Origin of the sequence: Vibrio sp. T9 (assembly GCF_003123985.1) — a bacterium.
In the GTDB taxonomy this organism is placed as follows: domain Bacteria; phylum Pseudomonadota; class Gammaproteobacteria; order Enterobacterales; family Vibrionaceae; genus Vibrio; species Vibrio diabolicus.
On record NZ_NIGY01000001.1, the window covers coordinates 662,952 to 686,919 of the forward strand.

Below are 23,968 nucleotides of genomic sequence, written 5' to 3' on the forward strand. Positions count from 1 at the left end.
CTTAAGCTGCAGGCTCAACAACGGTCACCGCTTCAATCGCAGCGAACTTGTTCAGGTTGCCGATTGCATAACCTTCCATACGGATGTGGTTTTGCTTGAAGCGAAGCGTGTCTTCATCGTTCTTTTGCTTGCGCCACTGCGTACCTTCCTGCGTGAGCACTTGCAGGTTCTTGGTGTTGGTTACCCAAACTGTATCGGCAGGGAAGAACGGCGGCGTATAAGCCTGTTTACCCGCAATGGTTTTGGCTAACTGCTGCGCAGCTTTGTGCTCGGTTGGCGTGTTTGCCGCTTCCAGCAGACGGTGCTGTTCGGCAGCGACCAGGTTAGAACCAACTAGTACCACTAGATCAGGGTCTTGGCGGTGTTCTGGTGCAATCGTTGTATTAATCAGGTCTTGAACCAACGAATCTAGGTTTTTGTAGGAATCCGCGGTTGCGCCAGTTGGGTCGAGTTGGGCAGAAGCAAGGACTTGGCTCGCTTTCTTATCTTTAGCGATGGTCAACCAGCCTTTGTTAACATCCTGACCAAGCGGATTGGCAACTGGGTCTGTTACCGCTGCAGCTGATGTACCATTGAAACCTACACGCAGAATATCGAGAGCGAAACGGCGCGAGATGGCATTTTGCATCATCTTCAACCATTCATTTTTTGAGCCTGAGTTCGCCCATTGAGTCATGGTTTCCCAAAGAATGTGCGCGCCCGAGTCAGTTTTAACCAACTCGTAGGTGTTACCGCTTTGGCCAACTTCTACGCTAAATCGCTCATTGTTGCCGCGGCCTGTTGATAGACCATCGTTACCGACATCAACAACCTGGCCTTTGATTTGCTGTACAGGCAGCATCGCGATCATGCCTAAGAAGGCATCTGACTGCATAATTGCCTGACGCAGCTTAGTTTCCATTGGCGGCGTTAGGTTAAACATGTTTTGACCTGCTGACGCGCCTGCACTTGTCAACATTGTTGCAGAGAACTCTTGCAGGTATTGAGTTGAAATTGCGTTCAGCATTAAAACATCTCCTTAGCTGAGAATTTATCGTCAGCGCCAGAACCATCTGGTTCTTGACCTGGTACTTCTTGTGAAAGTTCAGCGAATTTGGTTTCCAGACCGTTCACTTTCTCAGTTAACGGTTTTAGCTTCTCGTCCAGAGTGGCAGAGAACTGCTCAACGGTTGTGCCCTGAGTTTCTGGCTCTGGTGTTTCTGGTTCGTCTTGCAAGTTGAACTCTTCTTTCAGTTCTTGCTTGAACTCACCTTTGAATGCAGAAAACTGTTCTTGCAGTGCTGCTTTTAATTGTTCTTCGGTCACTTCCGTTTCCTCTGGTTCTGGCTGTTCAGTTGGTGTTTCTGGTAGTTCCCCACCAGATTGGAAATAGCTTGCGATGGTCGCAAATGCGTGCGCTAACGGATTGACAGAGTAAAACTCGCTAAGGTCTATTTGCTCTAATGAATCGGTTTCAATCTCTTGAGTTTCACCCACTTTGCGAGAGAACTTGAGGCGAGTCGTGCCCGTTGAGGCTGGGGAGTCAGTCACAGCTAGGCCAATCAGGTAAGCTCGCCCCGTTCCTTGGAAATCTGGATGCAACTCGATAGAGGTATAGAGCTTCTGACCTTTTTTGTTAGCGGATAGTAAGAGTTCATTTGGCGTAATTTTGGCAAGCAAGCGTAATTTACCTGCTCGTTTTTCGGCTTTAACTTCTGGCACTTCACCCCAGTTATTACCTTCGAATACGTTCCAATGAGAGCGAGAATGTTCAGGCCAAATTAATGCGGCATAAAGTTCAGGCGAATAAGACTCAGCCATCTCTTTAATTTGCGCTGCGCTAATCTGACGACCGTCTACCGTGGCGCCTTCTGTTGCAACAATAATCCAATCACTGGTTTTGCTCATGTTTGTCGTTTGCCTAGTTAATTACGTCAAATAAATCCTGGTTACGGCAAACAATACGCCTTTGAATAACGGCTTTCAGCCACTTCATTTCCTGCCAATTCGGATTTAATCAAAACTAGAATTTTCAAGAATTTATCTAGGTCATCTGCAAGTTTTCGGCGCGTATGATGCAGCTATGGCATATTCAGATGAAATAAGAGAAGCTGCGAAAAAGCTCTATTTACGCGGTGTTCCTCCGAAAGAAATTGCGGCGCAACTGAACCTTAATAGTGAGCGCATCCTTTATACCTGGGCGGAGAAATTCGGCTGGGCTTTGTTGCTTAATGAACTTTCTGTTGAGGAAATGATTAACCGCCGTTTGGCGGTGCTGATAGATAAGGATGAGAAAACCGATCAGCAGCTCAAGGAAATGGACAAGCTTATCGATCACCACGTTAAGCTGTTAAAAGCTCACGCTGATGCAAAAGCCAAAGCAGAGCGACACCTTTCGCAAGGCAGCTCACCAAAGAGTGATGGTGACTCATCAAAACAAAGCAGCAGTAATGGCAACCGTAAAAAAAGCCGTAAGAAAAACAGCATTGAGCACCTAACAGAAGATGACTTTAAAGGCTGGCACGAATCGCTGTTCGAATACCAGCACACGATGCGCAACAACATCAAACAGCGTATTCGTAATATTCTCAAGTCCCGCCAGATTGGTGCTACCTACTATTTCAGTGGTGAAGCCTTAGAAGATGCGATTCTGACTGGTGACAACCAAATTTTTCTTTCTGCATCACGCGCACAGGCTGAGGTTTTCCGCAGCTACATCATTGCGATTGGTAAAGAGTTCTTAGACATCGAGTTAACCGGCAACCCTATTATTCTTTCCAATGGTGCCGAACTGCGCTTTTTGTCCACCAACAGCAAAACCGCGCAGAGTTACCACGGCCACGTTTATGTCGATGAATACTTCTGGATACCTAAGTTCGACGAGCTGAACAAACTTGCTTCGGCAATGGCAACGCATAAGAAGTGGCGCAAAACCTACTTTTCTACGCCATCGTCGAAAATGCACCAGGCTTACCCGTTCTGGACTGGTGACCAGTGGCGCAAAGGTAAAGACTCTCGCGCCCACGTCGAATTCCCGACTTTTGATGAATTCCGAGACGGCGGGCGACTCTGCCCCGACAAACAGTGGCGTTATGTTGTCACCATTGAAGATGCGGCAAACGGTGGTTGTGACCTGTTTGACATTGACGAACTGCGCGAAGAATACAGTGATGATGACTTCAAAAACCTGTTTATGTGCGTGTTTGTCGATGGCTCGCTGTCTGTCTTCAAATTCTCTGACCTTGAAAAAGGCATGGTGGATGCCGCCCACTGGCAGGACTTCAAGCCAAATAACAAACGTCCTTTTGCCAATCGTGAAGTTTGGTTGGGTTACGACCCAAGCCGCACCCGAGACAATGCCTGTTTGGTGGTTGTCGCTCCGCCTATCGTCGCGGGTGAACGTTTCCGCGTTTTAGAAAAGCACTATTGGAAAGGGCTGAACTTCCAATATCACGTAGCGGAAATAGACAAAGTCTTTCAGCGCTACAAAGTGACTTACATCGGCGTCGACACCACAGGTATTGGTGGCGGTGTTTGGGACTTAATTTCGAAGAAATACCCACGTGAAGCTCACGCCATCCACTACAGCAATGAAAACAAAAACCGCCTGGTAATGAAGATGATTGATGTAGTAGAAGCCAAACGCCTGCAGTTCGATGCCGAACACAAAGACATTGCCATGGCGTTTATGGCGATTAAGCGCGTACCCACCGCCAGCGGTAACGCTATGACCTTTAAAGCAGAACGCAGTGAAACGACCGGACACGCCGATGCATTCTGGGCGATTTCTCACGCCATCATTAACGAGCCGTTAGATCACTCAACACCAACTAAATCAACCTGGGCCACTGCAGCATGACCGAGCAAATGAACACTTTAGTCAAACAAGAAGAACACGCGCCAGAGTCGGTCTATCACATCGACTCCTCACCAGAGTCCATCGACTCAAACAGTTGGATGACCACCTATTCAGATTTGTTCTACAACGATGCCGATAACTATTGGGAGCCACCGATTTCACGCAGTGGCTTAGCCGATATCGCCCGAGCCAACGCCTATCATGGCTCATTGTTGATTGCTCGGGCAAACTACGTAGCCGGACGTTTCCAAAGTGGAGGCGCTACCCGCCGCCGACACGTCCAAGCTTTTTGCCGTGATTACTTCACCTTTGGTGATGCTGCATTTCTTAAAATCCGCGATGGTTTCAAACGTGTGGTTCGCTTGCACCCATTACCTGGCATGTACCTTCGCCGACGAAAGAACGGCAATTTCGTCATTCTGGAACGCGATAACCAGCAGCGTGAATATAAAAAGGAAGATGTTATTTTCTTGCCTCAGTATGACCCGCAGCAGCAAATCTACGGTTTGGCGGATTACTTAGGCAGCATTCAGAGCAGCTTGCTGAATAAAGACGCGACTTTGTTCCGCCGCCGCTATTACAAGAACGGCGCACACATGGGCTTTATCTTCTACGCCACCGACCCAAACCTTAGTGAAGAAGATGAAGAAATGTTGAAGCAGAAGATCGCCAGCTCTAAAGGCGTTGGCAACTTCCGTAGTATGTTTGTGAATATTCCGAACGGCAAAGAGAAAGGGATTCAGCTGATTCCGGTTGGTGATATCGCCACCAAAGATGAGTTTGAGCGCATCAAAAATATTACCGCGCAGGACATTCTTGTCGGCCACCGCTTCCCGGTGGGTAAAGCTGGCATTATTCCGCAGGGCACGACCAGTTTGGGCGACCCAACGAAGATTGGCAGTGAATACGCCAAGGATGAGATCATTCCAGTGTGTGAGCTGATAATGGATGAGGTGAACTCAGACCCAGAGGTGCCTAAACATTTGCGGCTTAATTTCAATTTAATACATGGAGATACGGCCTAAACCCCTCTCAAAAGCTGTATAAAAAACCAGCCTTTTAACGTATGATTATCAAGTCAGTCAATAAGCTAGGTGTTTTATATGAGAGTGTTGTGCCCGGAGTGTGGTAGCAAAAGCCGAATCCAAAAATCCAACCGCTTAACCAACAGTCATTCAGATTTGTATTGCAGCTGCAGTGACCCAGAATGTGGACACACATTTGTGATGAATTTGTCTTATAGCCATACGTTGAGTCCATCGGCAAAAACGACAAGCCAACTGGCTTTTAACCTGGTGAAAGCGTTGCCGCCAGAACAGCGGCAATCACTCAAGCAACAGCTTGCGATATTATAAAGAAAATACCGGACTATCTACTTCCGCAGCCATTTGGATTATCGACTGAATGGCTTGCCTCTTCTTCTCGTCGATTTCTCCCTGGTAGTTCGCCAGCACCATGTTCATCATCTTTACACCCATCGCTATCATTTCCGGCTTTGCATATGCCACTGCTATTCCATCAATAATGATGTCTAACGCTTGTTGTAATTCATTCTCATTTTTCAACAACATAGCACCCCCTAACCACTGAATTCGGAAATAATACTGTATATCCATACAGGTTTCTACAGTAGTTTTTAGACATAATTCACTCATTAAGAATTTTCCTTTGTTACTTCGAGTTAATAGAAATCACGCTGCTACATCATTTAAACAGGCGGTAAAGCATTTCCTAAATGGGCAAATGCGTTGTTTACCAAACCAAGCTAACTTAGGTTCCAGATCGCGCAAGGTCTTAGAAACGTGATCAAGCTCACAGAAAATACACTTTTAGAATTGTGAATAGTTTTGGTGGGAGTGGACTATAATAGCCATTGACACATGGCGCATATTGATGAATGTTGTCGCATATTGGTTAATTTTTGACAATGTGCACATTGTTTGAAGATTTCAACTGGGGTATAGTTTCGTCTCTTAAAAATTATATTTATATTTACTTTTTAGTTCTTAACTTGGGGCTCAACCTTGACTGAATCTGTTGCAAAATCACGAACCAACGAATTACTCGATGAATTACGCGCAGTTATCTTTAGCGATGAAAAGCTGAACGATATTGAGTTTGCCACGTATAAGAGAGAAGCTTTAAATCTTCCAAGTATTGAAGAATCTTCTTTAATTGAAGTTCTCGTATATTGTGCCGCTGATAGATTGGATGAAGTAAAAGATAAAGCTATGAGTATATCTCGTTCATACGCGCATGAATCTTTTGTATCTTCCAACTTAATCTGGACAATGCTCTATCTCGGTATGCCTACTGTAGCTTACGAAATAGTGAAGCGTATGCCACTAGAATGTGCAGATGAATATGATGTAGAGAACATTGTAAGTACTAACTTTTTGTTCAATGACTTTGGTCTAGATGCCAAATTAGTAGAGTGGCTATCAAGAACTCAACAAAACGAGTTGTTGACGCGAATTCAAAAAGGTACGGGAGTTAGACGCATGATTATGCGTGATATTGAAGCAAGGTTTGACGTTTCATCAAACACAATTACCGACTTATCTTTAATCGCTGCAAGAGTTGCAGAAACTCACAAGGGCGTTGTGCTTAACGGCACTTTATTAGATATACCACCAGAGTCAGGACACGCAACGCTAACGATTTACGTTGAGTGCGAACCTGAACAACTGTTCGATTTGAACTGGGATTTGTCAGGCGAATTAGTTGAGGCTGACCTTGACGATATTAAATGTATAACACACTTCGAACTAGTCGGTGATGATACACCGACTCTTGCAACGAGGTTACGAAATGTCGGTTAACGCTCAAAATTTTAATACTTTAGTCAAACAGTCATTGTCTAGTGCTACAACTGAAATTGAGTTCAGAAACATAATCAGTAGAAGTTACTATGGTATGTATCACGGTGTTTTAGAAATATTGACTTGCGACCCGGTACCTATTCAAGGTGTCGGGTGTCACGAATCACTTAAGCACTACTTAGTATCTTATGATGCAAAGCAAAATGAGCCGTATGATAAGAATGATCTAAGACGGCTAAAAACGTTCTTAGAAATTTATAAAACTTTGCGAAAAAAAGCTGACTACAACTTAGACGAATCATTTTCTAGTACTCAAGCGAAATCAACAGCAGACTCTCTGGATAAGTTTTTAGTTCAGTGCTCAAAAATGCAAGCTTCAGTTACTCCGAATTCTCAATCAAAAAATCCATAAACTACTAGCTTACTGGCTAGTTGATTTAATCTAAACCAACGGCCAGTCGTCCCCATCAGGGAAGAACGACAGGTCTGGTTGTTGATACTCTTGCTTTTCTGGTTGGGCGAATACCTTGTCCCAACCTTCGAAATCCATCCATTTAAGATCATCTGCAGGTGCACGGCTTACTTCGACCAGCTGCGCCGGACGTTTATTGCCGTGTTCGTCTACCTCCGCAGGGCGGATTTGAATACTGGTTGCATCGTCGATGCGAATTGAGCTGCCTTTTAGGAGTGCGGCCAGTGCCGTTTCATCAATATTTGGCGGATTATTCGCCCGACTATTCACCGGGTCTAAAATTCGGGTTAGCTGATCGCTGACCTGTACCTCGCGATGCTCCGTACAGTTATTGACAGAACTCCGAGAGGAGCCAGAGGCTCCAATAGCGGTCGCTGCGCTCCCTTGGGTGATCGCTTCAACTTCCGCTTCTACCTTTGATTTTTTCTGAATCGTCCAGACTTTAGTGCGAGTTTTCACGACTGCTTCTGGTGTTTGGAAACCTTCCACCTTGCGTACGTCTTCACCGTGAGGTGATGCGAAAGGAAGAACTTGATATGAGTTGGTGATCAGCAAATCTTCGCGTTTAACGAATGGCCCACCCTGCCCCATGATGTAACCTTGCCAGTTGCCATGGTCTGCGGCTTTCATCGTGTCTACGATGCAAGCTTCATCAGATTGGATTCGTGCCTGGTAGTTTTTGCCGATCACTTCCACCAACTCTTTGTTGGTTAGCAGGCGATCAGGTTTTACCGGGCCAACCACATGGCGATGCAGCATGTGGTACATATCCAACAGGTCAGCGCGTTCTTGCATGAACACGTATTCCATAAAGGCTTTTTTGTTTTGACTGGCGAAGCGACGTAGCTCTCGGTAAGTCGTCACCGGCGCACCACCAAAAAATTGAAACTGGCGAATCGCCCAGCGGCTTTTCCATGCGCTGACGTTCTTCGCCATGTCTTTGACTGATTTGCCTGTTTCGTCGGACACTTCATCGTCCATAGCAAAACCGTCGATGTTCTTAGAAATGTATTTCGCGATGTAGCCTGTTGCTGTGCCTTTCTCTGGGTCGATGTAACCAAAGTCACAACGTGGGCGGTAATCCATAGGACCAACATAAGTGCACTTACGAAATGGCTTTTGCTTTTCCTTTTCGTATTGCGGGTGCAGTTCTGCGCGGTCTTCTTGGGTAGCGTACGAAATAAAGATGTCACGCACCTGCGCCACTTCTTCTGGTTTTACCCAGATCAGCAAATGCCAGTGTGGTGTGCCATCGTGATGAGGCTCGGCAACACGTACGCCAAACCAGCGGATTTCTTCACGGCCTAACTTAGCGCGGATACGCTGCCAAGCATTGTTTAAGTAAGCTTGCGCCTCTCGTGGGCTTGCACCGTTCCAATGCTCAATGAAACCGCCTTTCTTGTAGGAGTTGTGGTATTTCGACGGCGTGGTCAGAGTCAGGAACAAGCCTTGTAACCCAAGTTCATTGCCGATGTCTTCACAACCACGACAACGCACCATCAATTCGTGACGGCGAATCGCAGGGTTAGACACGCTTTTCAGAACCATTTCGGACAGGTCTGCTTTCTCTTCGGTTTCTTCGTCGAAGAGTTCACACTGCTTGATGTATTCCCAGTTGCGCTTTTGTTGCTCCTGGTGCTCACGAACGCAATCCCAAGACGCATAAGCAGAAGCTTTTGAAGATACTTGCCCCATTGCAATGGCTAGGTGCTCACGCATAATTTTGCGAGCTTTAACCAAACGACCAAGCCACCACTTTTCGCTAATCATGCGAGAGATGTCTTGCAGGGCGGAAAGCTCATTTTGCTTCTTGTATTTACAAGGCGGCTTGATGCCAAACAGAGAAGTGAAAGCCGCTAACTGATGGTAACCTTCAACGACAGGACAGAACGTATCGTCTTTTTCCAGCTCAGCTTCAGTAATGCTTGCCAACTTAGAAGAGATAATTTGGAAACGAGCATTCATGATTTTGCCAATCTTGAACGCCATCTCTTTGAGCTCATCTTGTTCTAATTCTGCCAAGATGCGGCTTTTTACTGGCTTGCGGTTTTTCTCCGCCTTGTCGAAATCAAAGCGAAGTTGAGGTTTTGCTAACTCTGGGTGTGCAGACGTAAAGTCACTTTGGTCAGTGTTATCTAATTCTTCACTGAGCAAAGAAACCTTTTGGGTTGTTGGTAGCTTTTTGTATTTGCGTAAAACCATAACGGCGCGATCAGCAGCTGGCCCCATGCGCTCACGCAAGAAGATGTTTGCTTCTCTACGGCCTTTCTTTTCGAAAACTGAAATGTATCGAGTTACAAAGTACTTGGTTAAGTAGTCTGGCAGGCCATGGATTTTGTCTTTTGCCCACTCAAAATCATCTGGATTCGCTTCGAATAGTTTACGTTCGAGCACACTCAGGTCGTCAGGCTCTTGCGACTCATCAAAACGTCTTGCACCAAAGCAAGCATCCGCTAGTATTTTTGGCGCTTGCGGAAAAACGTGCAAACTTCCCCAACTTTGACAAGCCAGAGAAGCAGCACGTTTGTAGTCATGGTCAAAACCGAACTTATCCAAGTCTAATAGTTCGATTTCTGTTGGTTCACTTAGGTACTTCGACACGGTTATTTTTATCCACCAAAACCTAGAGCCAAACGCCATAGCTCGGGAACTTCAGTTGGCTTCTTGATGCCAACCTGCTCAATTGGTTTGGCTGTTGATTTAGCGCGAAGTTTGCGAACTTGCTCAGCTCGCTTTTGGCTTTTCTGAACCTTGGCTACTGCTTCATCCAGAGTGCAACCTGCTTTCAAATGCTTGTAGATTGTGGTGTGCGTGGTACCAATCGCTTTAGCGATATTGTCGATACCTTTGATGCCCTTCCACTCATGAGTAGCAACGCCGCAATTGTTCTCACGGCCATCAACAAAATGAACCGCTTCACGAATCGTCTTGCCGTTACGTAAGCGAGATTTCAAAGTACCCAGAGGAACGCCAAACGCTTTCGCGATCGCGGATTGACCTTTGTGACCGTCTAGTTCGTAGATGTAATCGGATCTCATACTGTCACCTGTTTACCTAATGCAATTCCCCAGAGTGAATCCGAGTTCACCCGCTTTTGAATGTTTTGCGGTTTTTCCGAACGGAACCTGCCTAACTTCAATTGCGCTACGTAGTTCTCAGGTAGATTCAGTCGGCTACCTATATCCTTATTTGTTAGTTCACCACTTTTAATCAGCTCCTTAGCTCGAAGTACAACTTCATCGGAGTAAACCTTTCTATGAGATGAATTCTTTACCCTTAGAGATATATTCGCTCTTGATGCGTACTGCGCTACACAGTGAAAAGACTTACCAAGTTTCTTTGCTATTTCAGTCCCGCTTAACACGCCCGCGTTAGACTGCAGGAACCGTTTCTCATCTTGAGTCCACATTGGATTTAGTCCTCTTCTATAAACAGCTGCGGTACACTCACAATCCGAAGTTGCACTTGGATCTCTGTGTTTCCTGAGATTAGTGTCCCAAGTGCCACTTCATTTGCTGCGTAGTCACTGGCGACAAGCTCTTCAATAAGTTCCTCTATTCGCTGAGGTGCTAAACCCGCTATTTCTGTAGCTCCACTCATACCGCCTCCAATTCCTGAGTCGTAACCAACATAAAACCGCCTTTTCCGTTTCCTTTGCTCAACACACCTTTGGTTAGGTGAGTACAGCTAAGGGAAACACATGCCTGTTCTATCGCTTGGTCTAGTGAGTCGAAATCGCCAACCATTACATTGGCAACTTCTTGCGTGTCTTCATGGCGAACAACGCCACCATCAGGGCAAAGCATGATTGCTGCATATTCCATTAGCTCTTTACTCCTTAACCAAAACAATGCCATCGTCAGTTTCAATAGCTCCGGTGATGACCGTGCCATCTTCAGTTCTGACTAAACCTAGCTCTTCGGCCTGTTGGATAGCTTCACGTAGTGATTCCACAATGCTCGGTTTCTTCATTGTTTTGGCGTTCGCTAGTGCATTGTTGTATTGAGCTGCATCAACCCAAACGATAAGAGCGGTCTTTTTGCCGTCCGCTAGTTCGGTGGCACCAAGACCATCGGTTTTGAATTTGATTGTGGTGCGCCCTTTGTTGTATTGGGCTGAGTCCATACACTGGTGAAGCGCTTGAACCGTTACGTTCTCGTCACCGATTTCATTAAATAACTGAGTGAGTGATGCCATATCAAATTGCCTCCAGCGTTGGGTAGCCATGCAGAGGTTCACAGTCGCGCCACCACGTTTGCATGGTGGTGTTTTGGCTTGTGCTTTTCGTGCATGCAGAGATAAAGAAAAGAGCGCGGATTGCGCCAATGGCCTGATGATGCGTTGCGTTGTCTGTTGATTGGTTGAATACCACCACCCAGTAAACCCACCATGCGGTGATGAAGTCTTCCAGACACAAACCTTGCTCAGTGCCATTCACGTTCACCAACATGGCGCGAGTAGAATCAAGCTCCAGCATGTTGCCCTGGCTTGATTCCACCGGATTGAATACGCGAATAAACTGCTCGATTTTGCGTGAGGTGAAGCCCTCGCTACGAAGGCCGAACTCTAAGTCTTTGCGATAGATAGTCAGGATGCTCATAGTTCCACCTTCTGTTGCGTTTGCTTTGCAAAAGACTGCCAAATCTCTGAAACGTATTTAGCCTGGAACTTCGCATCATCTAGCGCGGAATGGTGAACACCCTGACGGATAAAGGTTGTTTTCGGGTCGATACCGAGAATTGAACGTCCCATTTCAACGATGGTTCTTACGTCTCGGTCATTCCAATGCGTGAAGTTAGGTTTGATGCGAGTCGCTTTGAATGCGTTCATTAAGATCACATTGTCGAAGCCGCTACCGTTGCCCCACACTTGGATATCTTTTGCATCACCCAAGTCAGCGAACCATTGGTTTAATTCAAGTAGCGCATCTTTTAGTGATGACTTAGGCGTATCTCTCAAGAATATTGAACGGGCTTCTTCGCTTTGCGTTAGCCACCAAGTAACGGTCGATGCGTCGATATCGCTGTAGTAAGCCGAACTGTTCAGGTTAACGACAACTTCAAAGTCCGCACCAAGTGCACCAGTGACCGGAGAGAAAACAACGGCGCCAATAGAGACAATCGCTGCGTTACTGGTGTTGCCCATGGTTTCTAGATCTAACATTACGTGTGTGCTCATGCTTCCACCTCCGTTTTCGCTTCGGCAGCTTCACGGGCTTCAATGATTAGTTCAGTTAGTTTCCCTTCGATAAATAAAAGTTGCTGTAGTGCATCTTTACTTTCCAGACGAACTGACTCATCTAATACCCTGCTGTAATTATTAGATTGGTAATCCGTGTTAGCCGGAACCGCATGGACGTTTAATTTGTTCACATGACCTAAAAAGCTCGTGAAGATGTGCATCACATCCGTATTCTCCATAGCCAGAGCGTTGATTGCGTTAACAATGCCGAACACTTCTTTTTCACTATTCAGACCACTGAACAGCTTTTGTTTTTGTGCCAAGGCTTCGGCTGGCAGTTCTTGGTGACCGATAGAACCAACGTTAGTGTTAGTGGCTAACGCTTCGTCTATGAGATTCCTTGCTTGAGTTAATTTTTCATAAGTATTCATCTTCTTTGCTCCTACGCTTAGACGAAAAAAAGGCCCCCATGGATACAGCGGGGGCAAGGCTGGCTTGGTGATTAATGGGTGTTACTGAATTGGTAATGTTTGAGGCGACGAACATCGCCGAGTGTGTTGTCAAAGCCCACGATCATTTCTTTGAGGTACTGCATGCCTGAGCGGATTTTTTGCAGCTCTAAATCGTTGAACGACTCAAACTCACGTTGGTAATCTTTTGGTGACATACCGCCAGCGATAAGAACCAAACCACGGCTTTTGTCTGGCAGCTCGTTGAACATTTTTCTCAACTTGCCGCGTGTAGCGGAACCATTGAAAAGCGCTTTGCATGCGGCAATGCTCTCGCTGGCGTTGGGTGCTTGTTGTAATGGTTCTTGTTGAATAGCTAACTGACTCATTGGTTCTCCTTAGGCTAAACCGGGAATTGGCGCACCGTTGGCAAAGAAATCCAGCCCCATAGACAACATTGGGGTCACGCCAGTCGTGCGGTTCTCTAAATCGGAAATCATCAAAACAAGGTTGCCGAGCGCGGCATGCGCTTTGGCTAAGGTCTTGTTTTTGGTTGAACGCGGCAGGCGCTCTGCGGTGCACATTTGCATTGCATCGCCAGAAAGCTCGCCGCTTAGCGCGTTGTTAAGTAACGTGCGCTCGATGAAGTTTTTCTGTTCTGATTCCTTTGGCAGCGCCACGGTTACGGTGCCCAAATTGCTATAAAGAACGTTATGGATTGAGTAGTCGCCGGAGTGGTAACACAACCAGGCTAACTCAATGGCGTAGAGCTTGTGCGGCTGCTCTGGGTTGAGCTTGTTGCGCAGCATGGTTTCGCCCATGTCCATCTTTCTGGCTAACCCTGCCATGTTGTGATTGGTTGCAAATGCGCAGCACGCCTCGTCAAACGCGTTTTGTTTGGCCTCACGTAATCTGCACATGGCGATGTTTGCGTCCATGTTTGACAATCCTTATAGCAACGTTGGAATGCAAATGACTGCCCAGGCAAATAAATGAAGCCAAAGCGGGCAGTAAGTTTTGGTTGGAATCAGGGAGGAAAAACGCATGGGTTATCCTAGTTTTGCCAGCGCTTCACGAGCGGCTATCTCATTCATTGCAATGAGGTTTACCAGCGGCTTTTCTTTTGGGGCTCTTTTTTCTTGGATGATGATGCGGCCTTTACGGACGTAGTCTCGAATCGTTTCAAGCTTTAGGCCAGTGATGCGTGAGTATTCTTCAAACGTCACAAATGGCACGGGTAATACTGGGTTGTATGACAACATGGTGGTATCCTATTTAGTTGATTTAATAACATTTCACTGTACTCACGATTATTCGAACTAATCTTGAGACACGAGAATCTTAGATCGTCATACGACTTGTGCAAATAGTTAAATGACTATTTTTGAGATATTGGACAAACTTGGCATATGAAAAAACGAAAAATACTTCCGTTTGACTACTTGAAAGGTAGTGATTTTACGAGGAGATTAAAGCTTTTAACTGATTGCAATGATTTCCAAGAACTAAGCGAGTTACTTGACGTTCCAAAAACAACTTTCAGCACATGGAACACTCACGATCGCACGTCACATGAGTTAATGGTTCGGCTTCATTTAGCTTTGGGTGTGCCTATTGAAGAGCTGGCTTTAAAACCGGAAGACCGAGATAAAGTAAGAAGCAGTGACGCAGCAAAAAAAGCGGCGACTTATCATAGCGCTGAGCGTTTGGAAAACCCGCAGCACAGCTCAGTCATCATAAAAAGCTACTGCTTAACGAATGGAAAGCTGCTAGATACAGGCAAAGTGCCGTATTCAGTTCGTCGCATTAATGGCTTTGGTTTGGAGAATGCCGATCTCATTGAAATTGAAACCAACCAAAGTGTGGTACTGGTCGATAAGAAAGAGAACGACGCAATGAACGGTAATTACCTCATAGGCATCGACGGCCGACACTCAATTAACCAGATTCAACGCCTACCCGGTAAACTCGCCATCGCTTTCGACGGACAAACGATTGAAGTTCAGGACGGTGATATCGAGGTAATCGGTAAGGTAGTGTTAGAAACAAAACTTAAATAATAAAAATTGGCTAGGAAAAAAGTAATGAAACAACTAATCCCAATAGCTTTAGGGTTAGCCCTAGTAACCTCACAAGCCCAAGCTGTTAACGTTGAAGATTTATCAACGATGAGCGACTGCGAAATAGCAGGCCATATGATTCAAGATACGACTCCGTATATTCAAAAGGCCATGTCGCTTTCATCTGCAAAAGACTACAAAGAAGTAGCTCAGTGGCGCGTCAAGGTGTTCAACCCTGCGATGGAAGAAATTGACACGCATTACGGTGTTTACGATGCGGCAGCTCGTTACAAAGACAAACCGATATCTCACGAGGTGAGCACCGAGTTTGTCATCCGTACAAAGCTATTCGTTCAAGAAGTTTATAACCGTGTCCGCAATAACGGCGATAAAGCCGGTATGACCGAGCAATGGAAAATGATGCGAGTGCCAGTTGAGAAGTTTTCTAGCGAATGTGAAGGGTAAAACCTAACAACGGCTGGTACAAAATAAAACGCCGCGTGTCGGTGTGGAAATAAAAATAATAAATATTAATTGGTTGTCTAGGAGCAAAAACATATGGATAAAGGTGCATTAACTGCCCTCATTATTTTCTTTTTACCTTTATTGTTACTCGTCATCAGCTGGATGAGAGGTAAAAAGAACAAGAAGGCTTATGAAGAAAAACTCGCAGACTCTAACAAACAACTCGAGTATGTATATGGCAAAGTAGCTCGCCTTGAAGAAGAGCGAAGAGACTTGAAAACTAAGTATGGCCCGATCATAGATATAGAAGGCCATGCCGCCAAATTACTCGATGAAGCAGAAGAAGATGCAGCATCTAAACGTGATCAGTCTTTAAAGTTGTTAGCTGAAGCCGAAGCAAATGCGGACGAAATTCGCCAGGAAGCTAAGTCCCTTAGGTCAGAAGCGACTCAAAGATTGAAAGATTCGAAAGAAAAAGCCGAATTAATTAAGAGTGAAGCCAGAGTCGAAGCTGAGAAGGTTATCAGCTTTGCAGAGGCTCAAGCTAAGGAAATTGCAGGTGACGCTTACGAAGCCAAAGCGAAAGCAGACTCGTATGATAAAGCTATTCGCGCAATGAGAAACACCATTGAAGGCTACAAAGATGACTACATCATCCCGAACCACTCTGTGTTAGACGATCTAGCTGATGAGTTTGGTCATAAGGAAGCTGGTGAAGAACTCAAAGCGGCAAGAAAGAGAGTTCGTGATATGGTTAAGGATGGTTATGCCGGTGCATGTGATTATGCAGAAGTTCACCGTAAAACCTATGCCATTCATTTTGCTGTCGACGCTTTTAACGGGAAAGTAGATAGCGCACTATCGAAAGTTAAACATGATAATTACGGGAAAATTAAGCAAGAAATCATCGATGCTTTTGCTCTCGTTAATCATAACGGCGCCCCCTTCAGAAATGCACGTATCAACCAAGAGTATCTAGACGCGAGACTCAATGAGCTTAAGTGGGCAGTAGCTACTTTTGAACTCAAAAAAATCGAAAGAGAAGAGCAAGCCGAAATCAAAGCGCAAATTCGAGAAGAAGAGCGAGCTATTCGAGAAATGGAAAAGGCTCGTAAAGAGGCAGAGAAAGAAGAGCGCCTGCTTCAAAAAGCGCTTGAGAAAGCTCGCGCTGAACTTGCAGCCGCGAATGATGAGCAAAGAGCTCAGTATGAATCACAGCTTGCTGAACTCGAAGGCAAACTTAAAGAAGCAGAAGAGAAAGGCCAACGCGCCCTATCTATGGCCCAACAAACTCGCAGAGGCCACGTTTACGTTATTAGTAACATCGGCAGCTTTGGTGAAGAAGTCTTTAAGATTGGTATGACTCGAAGGTTAGAGCCAATGGATCGAGTCAAAGAACTAGGAGACGCTTCCGTTCCGTTCTCATTTGATGTCCATGCAATGATTTACAGTGAAGACGCCCCAGCTCTAGAAAAAGAACTTCATAGAAGGTTTGATTTGGACTCTGTGAACAAGGTTAATCCACGCAAAGAGTTTTTCAGAACATCGGTTGCGGAAATCAAACAAGCTGTAGAACAAAATGGGGTTACGGATGTTCATTGGACTCTTAAAGCAGAAGCAGCTGAGTACCGAGAAAGTCTTGCTATCGCTAAAGAGCAGCTAGCGGAAGCAGTCGCATAGCTCGTAAAGTTATTGGCTAAAGGCGTAACAATTTTAGACCGTCACCAATTAAGAACTGTTGGAAACTGGTGAAGTGCCAGCGGATGTTTAACGGCAAAAATAATGATTAACTGGCTAGTATAGGCATGAAACAAAAATTACAACAATCAGATAGAGAATACGCCAAAAGGTATTTGAAGCCTCGTAGTTCATCTAGGAAAAATAGAAAAGTATTCGATGGGTTAGGTACTACAGAACTATCTAAGTATGAAACAATTAACACGTTGTTTGGAAAACCTATACTCCCCGTTCCCGAGTACTTAGATCTTTCGAGAGATGGATTCTCAGAAGAACTTGTCATATTTATTACTTATCTTGAAAGTTTATTAAGTGAATACAATCACATTTACCTGTCATTCAAAGAGACGAAAAAAGTCAGGCTTCCGATGTTCTTGATGCTCGTTGCAATTCAAGAGAAATATAACGCTAAGATATCTGTCATCTGGGCAAGCAATAAGTTTAATGCTGTAAACAAAGCTATCATCGAAGCAGGAGCTTTTGAGAGCGCAAGTAAGCGCAGAGCTACCCTTGCTGATAGTGAAGACATTAGAATACCCGTTATTAGCGGCAGCAATGAAGAGTTCGTTGACTTCCCCGACATACTTGTTGATGCTATTCGAGACAAGTTCTACGATGGCGATATTCCCACGAAAGTAGAAGATAAAATTGCCCAAGCCGTTACAGAAACTTTAGAAAACGTTGGACGTCATGCCTATCCAGACGAAAAAAGAGATCTCAATAAAAAGTGGTGGTTGATTTGCTCTGTTGGGCACACTGATGCGAACGCAACTGATAGGTATATGTTTTTGGCAATTTATGATGCAGGAAGAGGTATTCCATCATCGTTCTCGGATAGCCCCGTTTTTCAAAATAGGGTTAAAAGGCACTATCCTCAACAATATAAAACGTTGATCCAAGGCGATGATGTTGCTAGAAATAAAAAACATGCTCTTACTGGAATAGCGAGAACATTTGGCTCTTACGTTTTACCGTTTAGGAATATGATTGGAGATTCAGGTTTAATTTATGCGTCAATGATGCAAGACTTAACAAGGTTAGATGACGAAGATCACGGCCAAGGCAGTAAATCAATAAAAGACGTCATTACAAATGACGCAGACAGTTTATTACTGGTGTTTAGTAATAAAGGTTGTTATCAATACAACAAAGGGCACAGTGAAGAACATTCACGAATTGAACATTCACATGAGCTGCCCGGCACAATGCTACAATGGAGTATAAATTTAGATGAGCTCGATTAGAGAAATCAAGTTGGTCGATGAGTTTCACACCCGTCCTAAAGGTAGGTACGCAACAGATGCACCTGGTTGTGAATTTACGGCAGGTGAGGTTTTTAGAAAAAACATACTCATCAAGGCGATGAAAAATGAAGAGTACGAAAAAGTTATTGTAGATTTAACTGGCTACAACCGATACGGTCGTTCATTTTTATCTGAAGCCTTTGCTGGACTTATTTCTAGGGAAGGGCTTACCAAGGCTCAATTGGATGCAAAACTAGTAGTTAAGCACGATACCAATCAAAACTTCATAGATATAGTGAACGAACGAATCGCAGCTGCAGAGTTGAAACGTACTCAAAATGGTTAAAGGCTTTGTATTTGAATGGGTGTTTATTAGCTGGATAATATCGCTCTTCATTCATCACCATAATATCAAACGGGTTGCGATTCTGAATCACAAAGATTCCCTCGTTGATGCACTATCTTCCATTTCCGACCTTTCATGGCAAGACAAGGAAGATAATTCTTTCTATCAAAGCGAAAGGTACAACACAAAAGTTGAAAGCGTTTTTTGGAAAGTCAAACAGCTGAACACTTTAGCGTCTTGTGACTTAGTCCCTGAAGACGAACTGAGAGCCCTATATGATTTTGATATCGATGCTTTTGTTGATGAAGATACCGATAACAAAGAAAAGGGCTCACTAAAGTTTTCACTTCAAGAGACTTGCGACATCATCATTAGTAAAGTTGAAACTCGCCACTTCGAAAAGGTATTAAAGCCAAAGACATACATCCTCTGGTCTGCTCGGTATTCAATTGGTGGTCTTTTATTTGCCTTGGTCGTTGTTTATCTGTTCATTGAAATCATGTCCTTTTTCTTCCGTTAAACCATGACCGTCCGAAATCTTAAAGACGCCAGTAAAAAGCCTTGGCTCTGTGAGTGCTATCCGCAGGGCCGAACTGGTAAGCGCATTCGCAAACGCTTTGCTACTAAAGGTGAAGCGGTTTCCTTTGAGCAGTTCACCATGCGCGAAGTTAACGACAAGCCCTGGCTTGGCGATAAGCCCGATCACCGCCGCTTAACCGATGTGATTGAACTGTGGTACCAACTGCACGGTAAGAACCTGAAATCCGGTGAGCGTTCAAGATACCGCATGATGCTTACGGCCAAAGAACTAAATAACCCGATTGCGTCTTTACTGACTTCTAATGACCTCGCCCATTACCGGGCTGCTCGTGTAAATAAAGGTCGCGGCCGTGAAAACAGGGAAATGGCGATCAGCTCTAACAACGGTGACATTGCGCTGTTGAAATCAATGTTCAATCGCTTGATAGCACTCAATGAGTGGCGAAACCCAAATCCCGTGACAGGCATCGAGCCTGTCAAAAAGGCGCAATCTGAATTGACGTTTTTAAGGGAAGAACAGATTATCCGCCTCTTTGAAACGATTAAGAAAAGCTGGCTACATGACGAACTGCGTTTGATTTATAAAATCTGCTTAGCCACTGGTGCTCGCATCAATGAAGCGGTTTTACTCCGAGGTGAGCATGTATTCGGTAATAAGATAACGTTTGTAAATACCAAGGGTAAGCGAAACAGAACTATCCCAATCTCTGAAGAGTTGTTTGCAGAGCTTAACCCCACATCCAGCGGTCGAATATTTACATGTGGTTATGGTGTCGCGCATAAGTGGATTGATAAAGCGTTACCTGAATTACCTAAGGGACAAGCTACTCACGTTTTGCGCCATACTTTCGCCACGGCTTTCATGCGTAATGGCGGTAACATCCTCGATTTGAAAGCGGCACTAGGCCATGTCAAAATTGAACAAACGATGGTTTACGCCCATTTTTCGCCAGATCACCTTTCGTCGGTAGTCAATTTCAACCCTATCAGCGGCCTTAAAGTATAACGACATAAATGGCGACAAAGTGGCGGCATTGCTCAACAAACTTCACTATTATCCATCAACATACATTTTAGTAGTTTTAAAAAACCCTTTAGCCAAAAGGCATTGCAAGGGATAACAATAGGTTTAAAAGCATATGAAAGTAATCAGCTTTAACATCAATGGACTACGTGCGCGACTGCACCAACTCCAAGCGCTAATCGACAAACACCAACCTGATGTGATTGGTCTTCAGGAAATTAAAGTTCACGATGAAGCATTCCCGATTGAAGCTGTCGAAGCCATGGGCTACAAAGTGTATTTCCATGGTCAAAAAGCACATTACGGCGTAGCAATGCTTTGTAAGCAAGAGCCTCTACACGTACAAAAAGGGTTCCCGACGGATAACGAAGAGCACCAAAAGCGCATGATCATGGCAACGTTTTTAAATGAAAACGGCGAAAAGGTCACGGTGCTAAACGGCTACTTCCCTCAAGGGGATAACATCAGCCACGAAACAAAATTCCCATACAAACGTCAGTTTTATAAAGATCTGATGACCTACCTAAACGATCATCACAATAGTGACGAGCAATTGATTGTTATGGGTGACATCAACATCAGCCCTATTGATGCAGATATCGGTATCGGCGAACCAAACCGTAAGCGTTGGCTAAAAACAGGTAAATGTTCATTCCAACCGGAAGAGCGCGAATGGCTGAAAACCTTGCTAGATTGGGGCTTTGAGGACACCTTCCGCAAGCTATATCCAGAAGTGAACGATCAATTCTCGTGGTTTGATTATCGCTCTCGCGGGTTTGATGATAACCGAGGTCTACGAATTGATGTCATTTTGGCGACCCCTTCTCTCGCGCAAAAATGTATTGAGTCGGGTATCGATTATGAATTGCGCGGTATTGAAAAACCTTCAGACCACGCTCCAATTTGGTCGACGTTCAAGTAATACATAACTGAGCAATAAGCGGGACTCAACGCTAAGCTTAACCCATGAAAAAGGGAGACTCTGTCTCCCTTTTTCATGCAAGTTACTTTCTACTCAGCTAGTTCAGCGGCCAAACCGTTTGACCATCAACACTGACTGGCGTTTGAGCAAATTCGTTCAGACAGTAGCCGGTATTGCTGCTTGCAAAGTAAGTGAGAGGCATCGGCGGTAGATTCAGCGCCACAACCTGCTGTTTCGCTTTTTCTGTGAACGAGAAGCCCCACATATCTAAATAGCTCGTCATGTCTCGCTGAGAGATGTAGCTCAGAGCAATAAGCAACCAGTCGTTGTTTGAGATGCTATTTGCCTCTTCACGAGAGTAGTTGGTGAAACCAATACTCAATCGTCTCTCATTCCAAAGCGCATCATCCGATTTCAAGCGGTTAAACTCACGTTCAATCAGGTGCAATCGCGCCAATAAATGCCAACCATTTTGCAGTACACCTTCATGCTGCGTCGCCATCATCATTTGAATGTAAACGCGAGCTCCCCAACTCCAACCAGTTTGATTTTGCGCTGCCATGTAAGCGTTTGGATCCGCTTGAGTTCGGCTTGCTTGCAATAATTCAAACTGGCCTTTGAAATCTAAGCTTTGGCAAGTTGAAACTTTCCCCGTATTCTGGAAGAAACGAGACTTACTGTAATACGAGTAGTAATTGGTCGTTGAATGCCCTTCCCAGCCTGCAAATCGGAATCGACCTTTTTCCAAGCCATGACCAAGCTCATGTAAATCACCGTGACCGAGTGGGCTGAATGACCAGTAAGCATCGTATGGGTTACCAGAACAGCCGTAACCACACGTCGCTTGGTCAGCGTTCATATGCTTCACCATATCAATATTGGCGATTTCCCAACCTTGATTTTTGGCATACTGGATAATTTCCGGAACCTCATCGATACCCGGCCCTTGGAAACCAGCCAAGACATGTGGGTAGTTATGAACATACTCTTCTGTCGCCAGCGCCATTTCAGCCGGTGTCGACCACATCTCATCGTTGACAGATTCAAGCATTTTGTCACGTTTAGAGTGTACCTCAAATCCAGGCGTGATCAGTTCAGCCCAATCGAACAAATTCGCTTCAAGCTCCTGAATAAACGCATCGTTATCCTTTTCACTTCTCCATACAGGGTGTTGCGCTACATGGCTAAATGTTAGAGCTACTGGTACATCATTATTGTTAAAGTGAACCTGGATAGGCCCGCCATAAGGTGAAGTCAGCGTGATGGTTTCACCCGGCTTCACCTCATAGGCGAAAGAAGTCAGCATTTTTGGTCGCGTGTATCCATCTTTGCTGAACTCATGAGTTGCGCCACTTCTTAAACTGTTGATGACAATTTTAGTCGTCACTTCATTACTGTCATTGCGCGTGACCGTAAAGGTCTCCCCAGGAAGCGCATACACACCAGCAGAGCGGAAGTTACGCTTTGATTCCATATTAATCGTTGCGCTGATTCTCTTTACTTCAGGGCTAAACTCACTACGGCTGAAGTTCCCCATATTTGGTTGTTTTGGGTTCACGCTTCGGCTGTTGTATTGTACGTAATCGGCAAAATACGATTTTAGGAATTCGGTCGTTTGGGTTGATTGTTTGTCCATTGGGAACACAACCGTTTGACGATAGTGATCAGCCAGCAATACCATGAGTTTTTCGTATTGGTAGCCATCTTGATTAAACAAATCTACTTTTTGTTCATCAAGCTTTTTCAACCGATGGCGAATACTGTTTGCCCCTGCATAAAATTGACTTTCCATATTCGCAGTGTCAGGACAAGATTTGTCATCACACTGTGACAAGTCAACATTGAAGTTTTGAGATTCAAAACGAGACAGCAGCGCTTGTTGCATAGTAACAGAGTCTGGCACGAAGTTCATGAGTGATGAAGGCGCCCAATCAACCAAGCCTAACTTACGCCAATAGTTATCTCCCACATAATCAACATGGAATTTTTCCAAAATGTCTCGGCCAAGTTCAGTTAGTCCTCCATCCCAATGCAGGTATAGAACAGGAATTTGGGCTTGCTCAGCGTATGCCAGAGCATCGAGTACTTGTTGGTTGGTGTCGCCAGATTGCAGATGCTGTGACAAGATCAATAAGTTTGGAGTATTGGTTTGCAAGCAGCTAAGTAGCTTCGAACCATCGCATAGGTTGGCCTCGTTAAACGCCAACTCTTGTGAAACATTGTCTTTCAGCCAATTCCGAGTCGCTTGCTCATCAGGGAAGTAATAAGACTGATCCATTTGCGCGATGACAACGTTTGAAGTAGCTCCGCCTGACAACCAAGTGACCAGGTTGCTTAGCCATTGCGTCATCGCTGCATTCGAAGACTCGGGAAAGCGTTGTGCCGTTCTAAATGGGTTACTACCTAATAGCGCATAACGTTGACCATTAGATTTTTCTCCAGCAACGCCAATTGACAACGCCTGATCTTTATAACCGCTAGCCATGGCCTCGTTGGTCATCAAGATGGTGTCGTTGAACCCATACTGAGGTGCCAAGATCGCTGCATCATGGGTTGGATCCCAATAAAGGCCAGAAAGGTTTTTCGCAATTGCAGATTTGATCGTATTCGACTGTTTCTTGTGCCCTTCCACAACTTGCCGACTTTCTCGAATGAAATCGTTCGGGTCAGAAACGAGCAGTGCATTACCAGTTTCCAGAGCTTGTTGAACTGGAACTGGCGTTGGTTTTACTTGAGCATTAGGTTGTGACTCTCCCTCTCCCCCACCACATCCAGTGGCAACGGCGGCAAGGCCCAACGATAGAATTGTTTTTTTCATTTTTACTTACTAAACAATGGGTTTATCAAATATTAATGTAAGTACATGAA

General features: G+C 44.9%; 28 protein-coding genes. 13 read left to right on the forward strand and 15 right to left on the reverse strand.

The genetic code is table 11. The features are described from left to right. Position 1: 1 nt before the first annotated feature. Positions 2–1,006: a phage major capsid protein, P2 family gene (locus tag CBX98_RS03010; protein ID WP_109168544.1), complete on the reverse strand. Its 1,005-nt coding sequence runs from the start codon at positions 1,004–1,006 to the stop codon at positions 2–4. Continuing rightward, positions 1,006–1,887: a GPO family capsid scaffolding protein gene (locus tag CBX98_RS03015; RefSeq protein ID WP_109168545.1), complete on the reverse strand. Its 882-nt coding sequence runs from the start codon at positions 1,885–1,887 to the stop codon at positions 1,006–1,008. Before CBX98_RS03015 ends, CBX98_RS03010 begins: the two co-directional genes overlap by 1 nt. Positions 1,888–2,062: 175 nt before the next feature. On the opposite strand from CBX98_RS03015, the gene CBX98_RS03020 reads away from it, so the two are divergent. From CBX98_RS03020 to CBX98_RS03030, 3 genes are all read left to right on the forward strand, one after another. Next, on the forward strand, positions 2,063–3,838 hold the full coding sequence (locus CBX98_RS03020; RefSeq protein ID WP_109168546.1) for a terminase family protein: 1,776 nt from the start codon (positions 2,063–2,065) through the stop codon (positions 3,836–3,838). Beyond that, positions 3,835–4,863, forward strand: coding sequence for a phage portal protein (locus tag CBX98_RS03025; RefSeq protein ID WP_109168547.1), 1,029 nt, complete (start codon positions 3,835–3,837; stop codon positions 4,861–4,863). Before CBX98_RS03020 ends, CBX98_RS03025 begins: the two co-directional genes overlap by 4 nt. A gap of 78 nt (positions 4,864–4,941) precedes the next feature. Then, entirely contained in the window at positions 4,942–5,193 is a 252-nt protein-coding gene (locus tag CBX98_RS03030; protein WP_109168548.1) for an ogr/Delta-like zinc finger family protein, read from the forward strand. On the opposite strand, the gene CBX98_RS03035 is transcribed toward CBX98_RS03030, so the two are convergent. Next, positions 5,188–5,493 carry a hypothetical protein gene (locus tag CBX98_RS03035; protein ID WP_109168549.1) on the reverse strand — a complete coding sequence of 102 codons (306 nt, stop codon included), beginning with the start codon at positions 5,491–5,493 and terminating at the stop codon, positions 5,188–5,190. The genes CBX98_RS03030 and CBX98_RS03035 overlap by 6 nt on opposite strands. A 369-nt stretch (positions 5,494–5,862) precedes the next feature. Here CBX98_RS03035 and CBX98_RS03040 point away from each other — a divergent pair, with 369 nt between their 5' ends. Both CBX98_RS03040 and CBX98_RS03045 read left to right on the forward strand, forming a co-directional pair. Further along, positions 5,863–6,660 carry a hypothetical protein gene (locus CBX98_RS03040; protein WP_109168550.1) on the forward strand — a complete coding sequence of 266 codons (798 nt, stop codon included), beginning with the start codon at positions 5,863–5,865 and terminating at the stop codon, positions 6,658–6,660. Beyond that, on the forward strand, positions 6,650–7,072 hold the full coding sequence (locus CBX98_RS03045; protein WP_109168551.1) for a hypothetical protein: 423 nt from the start codon (positions 6,650–6,652) through the stop codon (positions 7,070–7,072). Before CBX98_RS03040 ends, CBX98_RS03045 begins: the two co-directional genes overlap by 11 nt. A 30-nt stretch (positions 7,073–7,102) precedes the next feature. Here CBX98_RS03045 and CBX98_RS03050 read toward each other — a convergent pair whose 3' ends face one another. The 11 genes from CBX98_RS03050 to CBX98_RS03105 all read right to left on the reverse strand — a co-directional run bounded on the left by CBX98_RS03050 (position 7,103) and on the right by CBX98_RS03105 (position 14,024). Continuing rightward, entirely contained in the window at positions 7,103–9,733 is a 2,631-nt protein-coding gene (locus CBX98_RS03050; protein WP_242446572.1) for a replication endonuclease, read from the reverse strand. Positions 9,734–9,741: 8 nt separating this feature from the next. Beyond that, entirely contained in the window at positions 9,742–10,170 is a 429-nt protein-coding gene (locus CBX98_RS03055) for a hypothetical protein (RefSeq protein ID WP_109168553.1), read from the reverse strand. Positions 10,171–10,546: 376 nt separating this feature from the next. Beyond that, on the reverse strand, positions 10,547–10,732 hold the full coding sequence (locus CBX98_RS03065) for a hypothetical protein (protein WP_109168555.1): 186 nt from the start codon (positions 10,730–10,732) through the stop codon (positions 10,547–10,549). After that, positions 10,729–10,956, reverse strand: coding sequence for a hypothetical protein (locus CBX98_RS03070; RefSeq protein ID WP_047508607.1), 228 nt, complete (start codon positions 10,954–10,956; stop codon positions 10,729–10,731). The genes CBX98_RS03065 and CBX98_RS03070 overlap by 4 nt, the downstream gene beginning before the upstream one ends. A gap of 7 nt (positions 10,957–10,963) precedes the next feature. Next, positions 10,964–11,329 (reverse strand): hypothetical protein, encoded by a 366-nt coding sequence (locus CBX98_RS26540; protein WP_242446573.1) that lies wholly within the window; start codon positions 11,327–11,329, stop codon positions 10,964–10,966. A 1-nt stretch (position 11,330) separates the two neighbouring features. Then, positions 11,331–11,732, reverse strand: a complete 402-nt coding sequence (locus tag CBX98_RS03080) for a hypothetical protein (RefSeq protein WP_064376264.1) — start codon at positions 11,730–11,732, stop codon at positions 11,331–11,333. Further along, complete coding sequence (locus CBX98_RS03085; RefSeq protein ID WP_172605912.1) at positions 11,729–12,310, reverse strand: 3'-5' exonuclease; 582 nt, start codon at positions 12,308–12,310, stop codon at positions 11,729–11,731. The genes CBX98_RS03080 and CBX98_RS03085 overlap by 4 nt, the downstream gene beginning before the upstream one ends. Then, positions 12,307–12,744: a hypothetical protein gene (locus CBX98_RS03090; protein ID WP_109168556.1), complete on the reverse strand. Its 438-nt coding sequence runs from the start codon at positions 12,742–12,744 to the stop codon at positions 12,307–12,309. The genes CBX98_RS03085 and CBX98_RS03090 overlap by 4 nt, the downstream gene beginning before the upstream one ends. Positions 12,745–12,815: 71 nt before the next feature. Then, entirely contained in the window at positions 12,816–13,151 is a 336-nt protein-coding gene (locus tag CBX98_RS03095; RefSeq protein WP_109168557.1) for a hypothetical protein, read from the reverse strand. 9 nt (positions 13,152–13,160) lie between these two features. Further along, complete coding sequence (locus tag CBX98_RS03100) at positions 13,161–13,700, reverse strand: phage regulatory CII family protein (RefSeq protein ID WP_109168558.1); 540 nt, start codon at positions 13,698–13,700, stop codon at positions 13,161–13,163. A gap of 111 nt (positions 13,701–13,811) precedes the next feature. Continuing rightward, positions 13,812–14,024 carry a hypothetical protein gene (locus tag CBX98_RS03105; protein WP_045588167.1) on the reverse strand — a complete coding sequence of 71 codons (213 nt, stop codon included), beginning with the start codon at positions 14,022–14,024 and terminating at the stop codon, positions 13,812–13,814. 147 nt (positions 14,025–14,171) lie between these two features. Here CBX98_RS03105 and CBX98_RS03110 point away from each other — a divergent pair, with 147 nt between their 5' ends. The 8 genes from CBX98_RS03110 (at position 14,172) to xthA (ending at position 21,100) form a co-directional block, all read left to right on the forward strand. Further along, positions 14,172–14,822 carry a phage repressor protein CI gene (locus CBX98_RS03110; RefSeq protein ID WP_109168559.1) on the forward strand — a complete coding sequence of 217 codons (651 nt, stop codon included), beginning with the start codon at positions 14,172–14,174 and terminating at the stop codon, positions 14,820–14,822. A gap of 24 nt (positions 14,823–14,846) precedes the next feature. Then, positions 14,847–15,287 carry a hypothetical protein gene (locus CBX98_RS03115; protein WP_109168560.1) on the forward strand — a complete coding sequence of 147 codons (441 nt, stop codon included), beginning with the start codon at positions 14,847–14,849 and terminating at the stop codon, positions 15,285–15,287. Between the two features lie 93 nt (positions 15,288–15,380). Then, a complete protein-coding gene (locus tag CBX98_RS03120) occupies positions 15,381–16,967 on the forward strand; it encodes a DUF4041 domain-containing protein (protein ID WP_060469885.1) in 1,587 nt (528 codons plus the stop codon). 125 nt (positions 16,968–17,092) lie between these two features. Further along, complete coding sequence (locus tag CBX98_RS03125; protein WP_109168561.1) at positions 17,093–18,268, forward strand: hypothetical protein; 1,176 nt, start codon at positions 17,093–17,095, stop codon at positions 18,266–18,268. Then, positions 18,255–18,614, forward strand: a complete 360-nt coding sequence (locus CBX98_RS03130) for an STAS-like domain-containing protein (RefSeq protein WP_065870450.1) — start codon at positions 18,255–18,257, stop codon at positions 18,612–18,614. Before CBX98_RS03125 ends, CBX98_RS03130 begins: the two co-directional genes overlap by 14 nt. Beyond that, positions 18,607–19,134 (forward strand): hypothetical protein, encoded by a 528-nt coding sequence (locus CBX98_RS03135; protein ID WP_065870449.1) that lies wholly within the window; start codon positions 18,607–18,609, stop codon positions 19,132–19,134. The genes CBX98_RS03130 and CBX98_RS03135 overlap by 8 nt, the downstream gene beginning before the upstream one ends. A 3-nt stretch (positions 19,135–19,137) precedes the next feature. Next, positions 19,138–20,160 (forward strand): tyrosine-type recombinase/integrase, encoded by a 1,023-nt coding sequence (locus CBX98_RS03140; RefSeq protein WP_109168562.1) that lies wholly within the window; start codon positions 19,138–19,140, stop codon positions 20,158–20,160. Positions 20,161–20,293: 133 nt separating this feature from the next. Beyond that, positions 20,294–21,100 (forward strand): exodeoxyribonuclease III, encoded by an 807-nt coding sequence (gene xthA / locus CBX98_RS03145; protein WP_048626179.1) that lies wholly within the window; start codon positions 20,294–20,296, stop codon positions 21,098–21,100. Positions 21,101–21,197: 97 nt separating this feature from the next. Here xthA and CBX98_RS03150 read toward each other — a convergent pair whose 3' ends face one another. Beyond that, the gene (locus CBX98_RS03150) at positions 21,198–23,918 is read right to left on the reverse strand and encodes an ImpA family metalloprotease (RefSeq protein WP_109168563.1); all 2,721 of its coding nucleotides are present in this window, start codon (positions 23,916–23,918) and stop codon (positions 21,198–21,200) included. Between the last annotated feature and the right edge of the window lie 50 nt (positions 23,919–23,968).

Excerpts from the sequence above, each read along its gene's own strand:
- CBX98_RS03010 (WP_109168544.1), bottom strand. The coding sequence starts at position 1,006 with ATGCTGAACGCAATTTCAACTCAATACCTGCAAGAGTTCTCTGCAACA.
- CBX98_RS03015 (WP_109168545.1), bottom strand. The coding sequence starts at position 1,887 with ATGAGCAAAACCAGTGATTGGATTATTGTTGCAACAGAAGGCGCCACG.
- CBX98_RS03020 (WP_109168546.1), top strand. The coding sequence starts at position 2,063 with ATGGCATATTCAGATGAAATAAGAGAAGCTGCGAAAAAGCTCTATTTA.
- CBX98_RS03025 (WP_109168547.1), top strand. The coding sequence starts at position 3,835 with ATGACCGAGCAAATGAACACTTTAGTCAAACAAGAAGAACACGCGCCA.
- CBX98_RS03030 (WP_109168548.1), top strand. The coding sequence starts at position 4,942 with ATGAGAGTGTTGTGCCCGGAGTGTGGTAGCAAAAGCCGAATCCAAAAA.
- CBX98_RS03035 (WP_109168549.1), bottom strand. The coding sequence starts at position 5,493 with ATGAGTGAATTATGTCTAAAAACTACTGTAGAAACCTGTATGGATATA.
- CBX98_RS03045 (WP_109168551.1), top strand. The coding sequence starts at position 6,650 with ATGTCGGTTAACGCTCAAAATTTTAATACTTTAGTCAAACAGTCATTG.
- CBX98_RS03055 (WP_109168553.1), bottom strand. The coding sequence starts at position 10,170 with ATGAGATCCGATTACATCTACGAACTAGACGGTCACAAAGGTCAATCC.
- CBX98_RS03065 (WP_109168555.1), bottom strand. The coding sequence starts at position 10,732 with ATGAGTGGAGCTACAGAAATAGCGGGTTTAGCACCTCAGCGAATAGAG.
- CBX98_RS03070 (WP_047508607.1), bottom strand. The coding sequence starts at position 10,956 with ATGGAATATGCAGCAATCATGCTTTGCCCTGATGGTGGCGTTGTTCGC.
- CBX98_RS26540 (WP_242446573.1), bottom strand. The coding sequence starts at position 11,329 with ATGGCATCACTCACTCAGTTATTTAATGAAATCGGTGACGAGAACGTA.
- CBX98_RS03080 (WP_064376264.1), bottom strand. The coding sequence starts at position 11,732 with ATGAGCATCCTGACTATCTATCGCAAAGACTTAGAGTTCGGCCTTCGT.
- CBX98_RS03085 (WP_172605912.1), bottom strand. The coding sequence starts at position 12,310 with ATGAGCACACACGTAATGTTAGATCTAGAAACCATGGGCAACACCAGT.
- CBX98_RS03090 (WP_109168556.1), bottom strand. The coding sequence starts at position 12,744 with ATGAATACTTATGAAAAATTAACTCAAGCAAGGAATCTCATAGACGAA.
- CBX98_RS03095 (WP_109168557.1), bottom strand. The coding sequence starts at position 13,151 with ATGAGTCAGTTAGCTATTCAACAAGAACCATTACAACAAGCACCCAAC.
- CBX98_RS03100 (WP_109168558.1), bottom strand. The coding sequence starts at position 13,700 with ATGGACGCAAACATCGCCATGTGCAGATTACGTGAGGCCAAACAAAAC.
- CBX98_RS03105 (WP_045588167.1), bottom strand. The coding sequence starts at position 14,024 with ATGTTGTCATACAACCCAGTATTACCCGTGCCATTTGTGACGTTTGAA.
- CBX98_RS03110 (WP_109168559.1), top strand. The coding sequence starts at position 14,172 with ATGAAAAAACGAAAAATACTTCCGTTTGACTACTTGAAAGGTAGTGAT.
- CBX98_RS03115 (WP_109168560.1), top strand. The coding sequence starts at position 14,847 with ATGAAACAACTAATCCCAATAGCTTTAGGGTTAGCCCTAGTAACCTCA.
- CBX98_RS03120 (WP_060469885.1), top strand. The coding sequence starts at position 15,381 with ATGGATAAAGGTGCATTAACTGCCCTCATTATTTTCTTTTTACCTTTA.
- CBX98_RS03125 (WP_109168561.1), top strand. The coding sequence starts at position 17,093 with ATGAAACAAAAATTACAACAATCAGATAGAGAATACGCCAAAAGGTAT.
- CBX98_RS03130 (WP_065870450.1), top strand. The coding sequence starts at position 18,255 with ATGAGCTCGATTAGAGAAATCAAGTTGGTCGATGAGTTTCACACCCGT.
- CBX98_RS03135 (WP_065870449.1), top strand. The coding sequence starts at position 18,607 with ATGGTTAAAGGCTTTGTATTTGAATGGGTGTTTATTAGCTGGATAATA.
- CBX98_RS03140 (WP_109168562.1), top strand. The coding sequence starts at position 19,138 with ATGACCGTCCGAAATCTTAAAGACGCCAGTAAAAAGCCTTGGCTCTGT.
- xthA (WP_048626179.1), top strand. The coding sequence starts at position 20,294 with ATGAAAGTAATCAGCTTTAACATCAATGGACTACGTGCGCGACTGCAC.
- CBX98_RS03150 (WP_109168563.1), bottom strand. The coding sequence starts at position 23,918 with ATGAAAAAAACAATTCTATCGTTGGGCCTTGCCGCCGTTGCCACTGGA.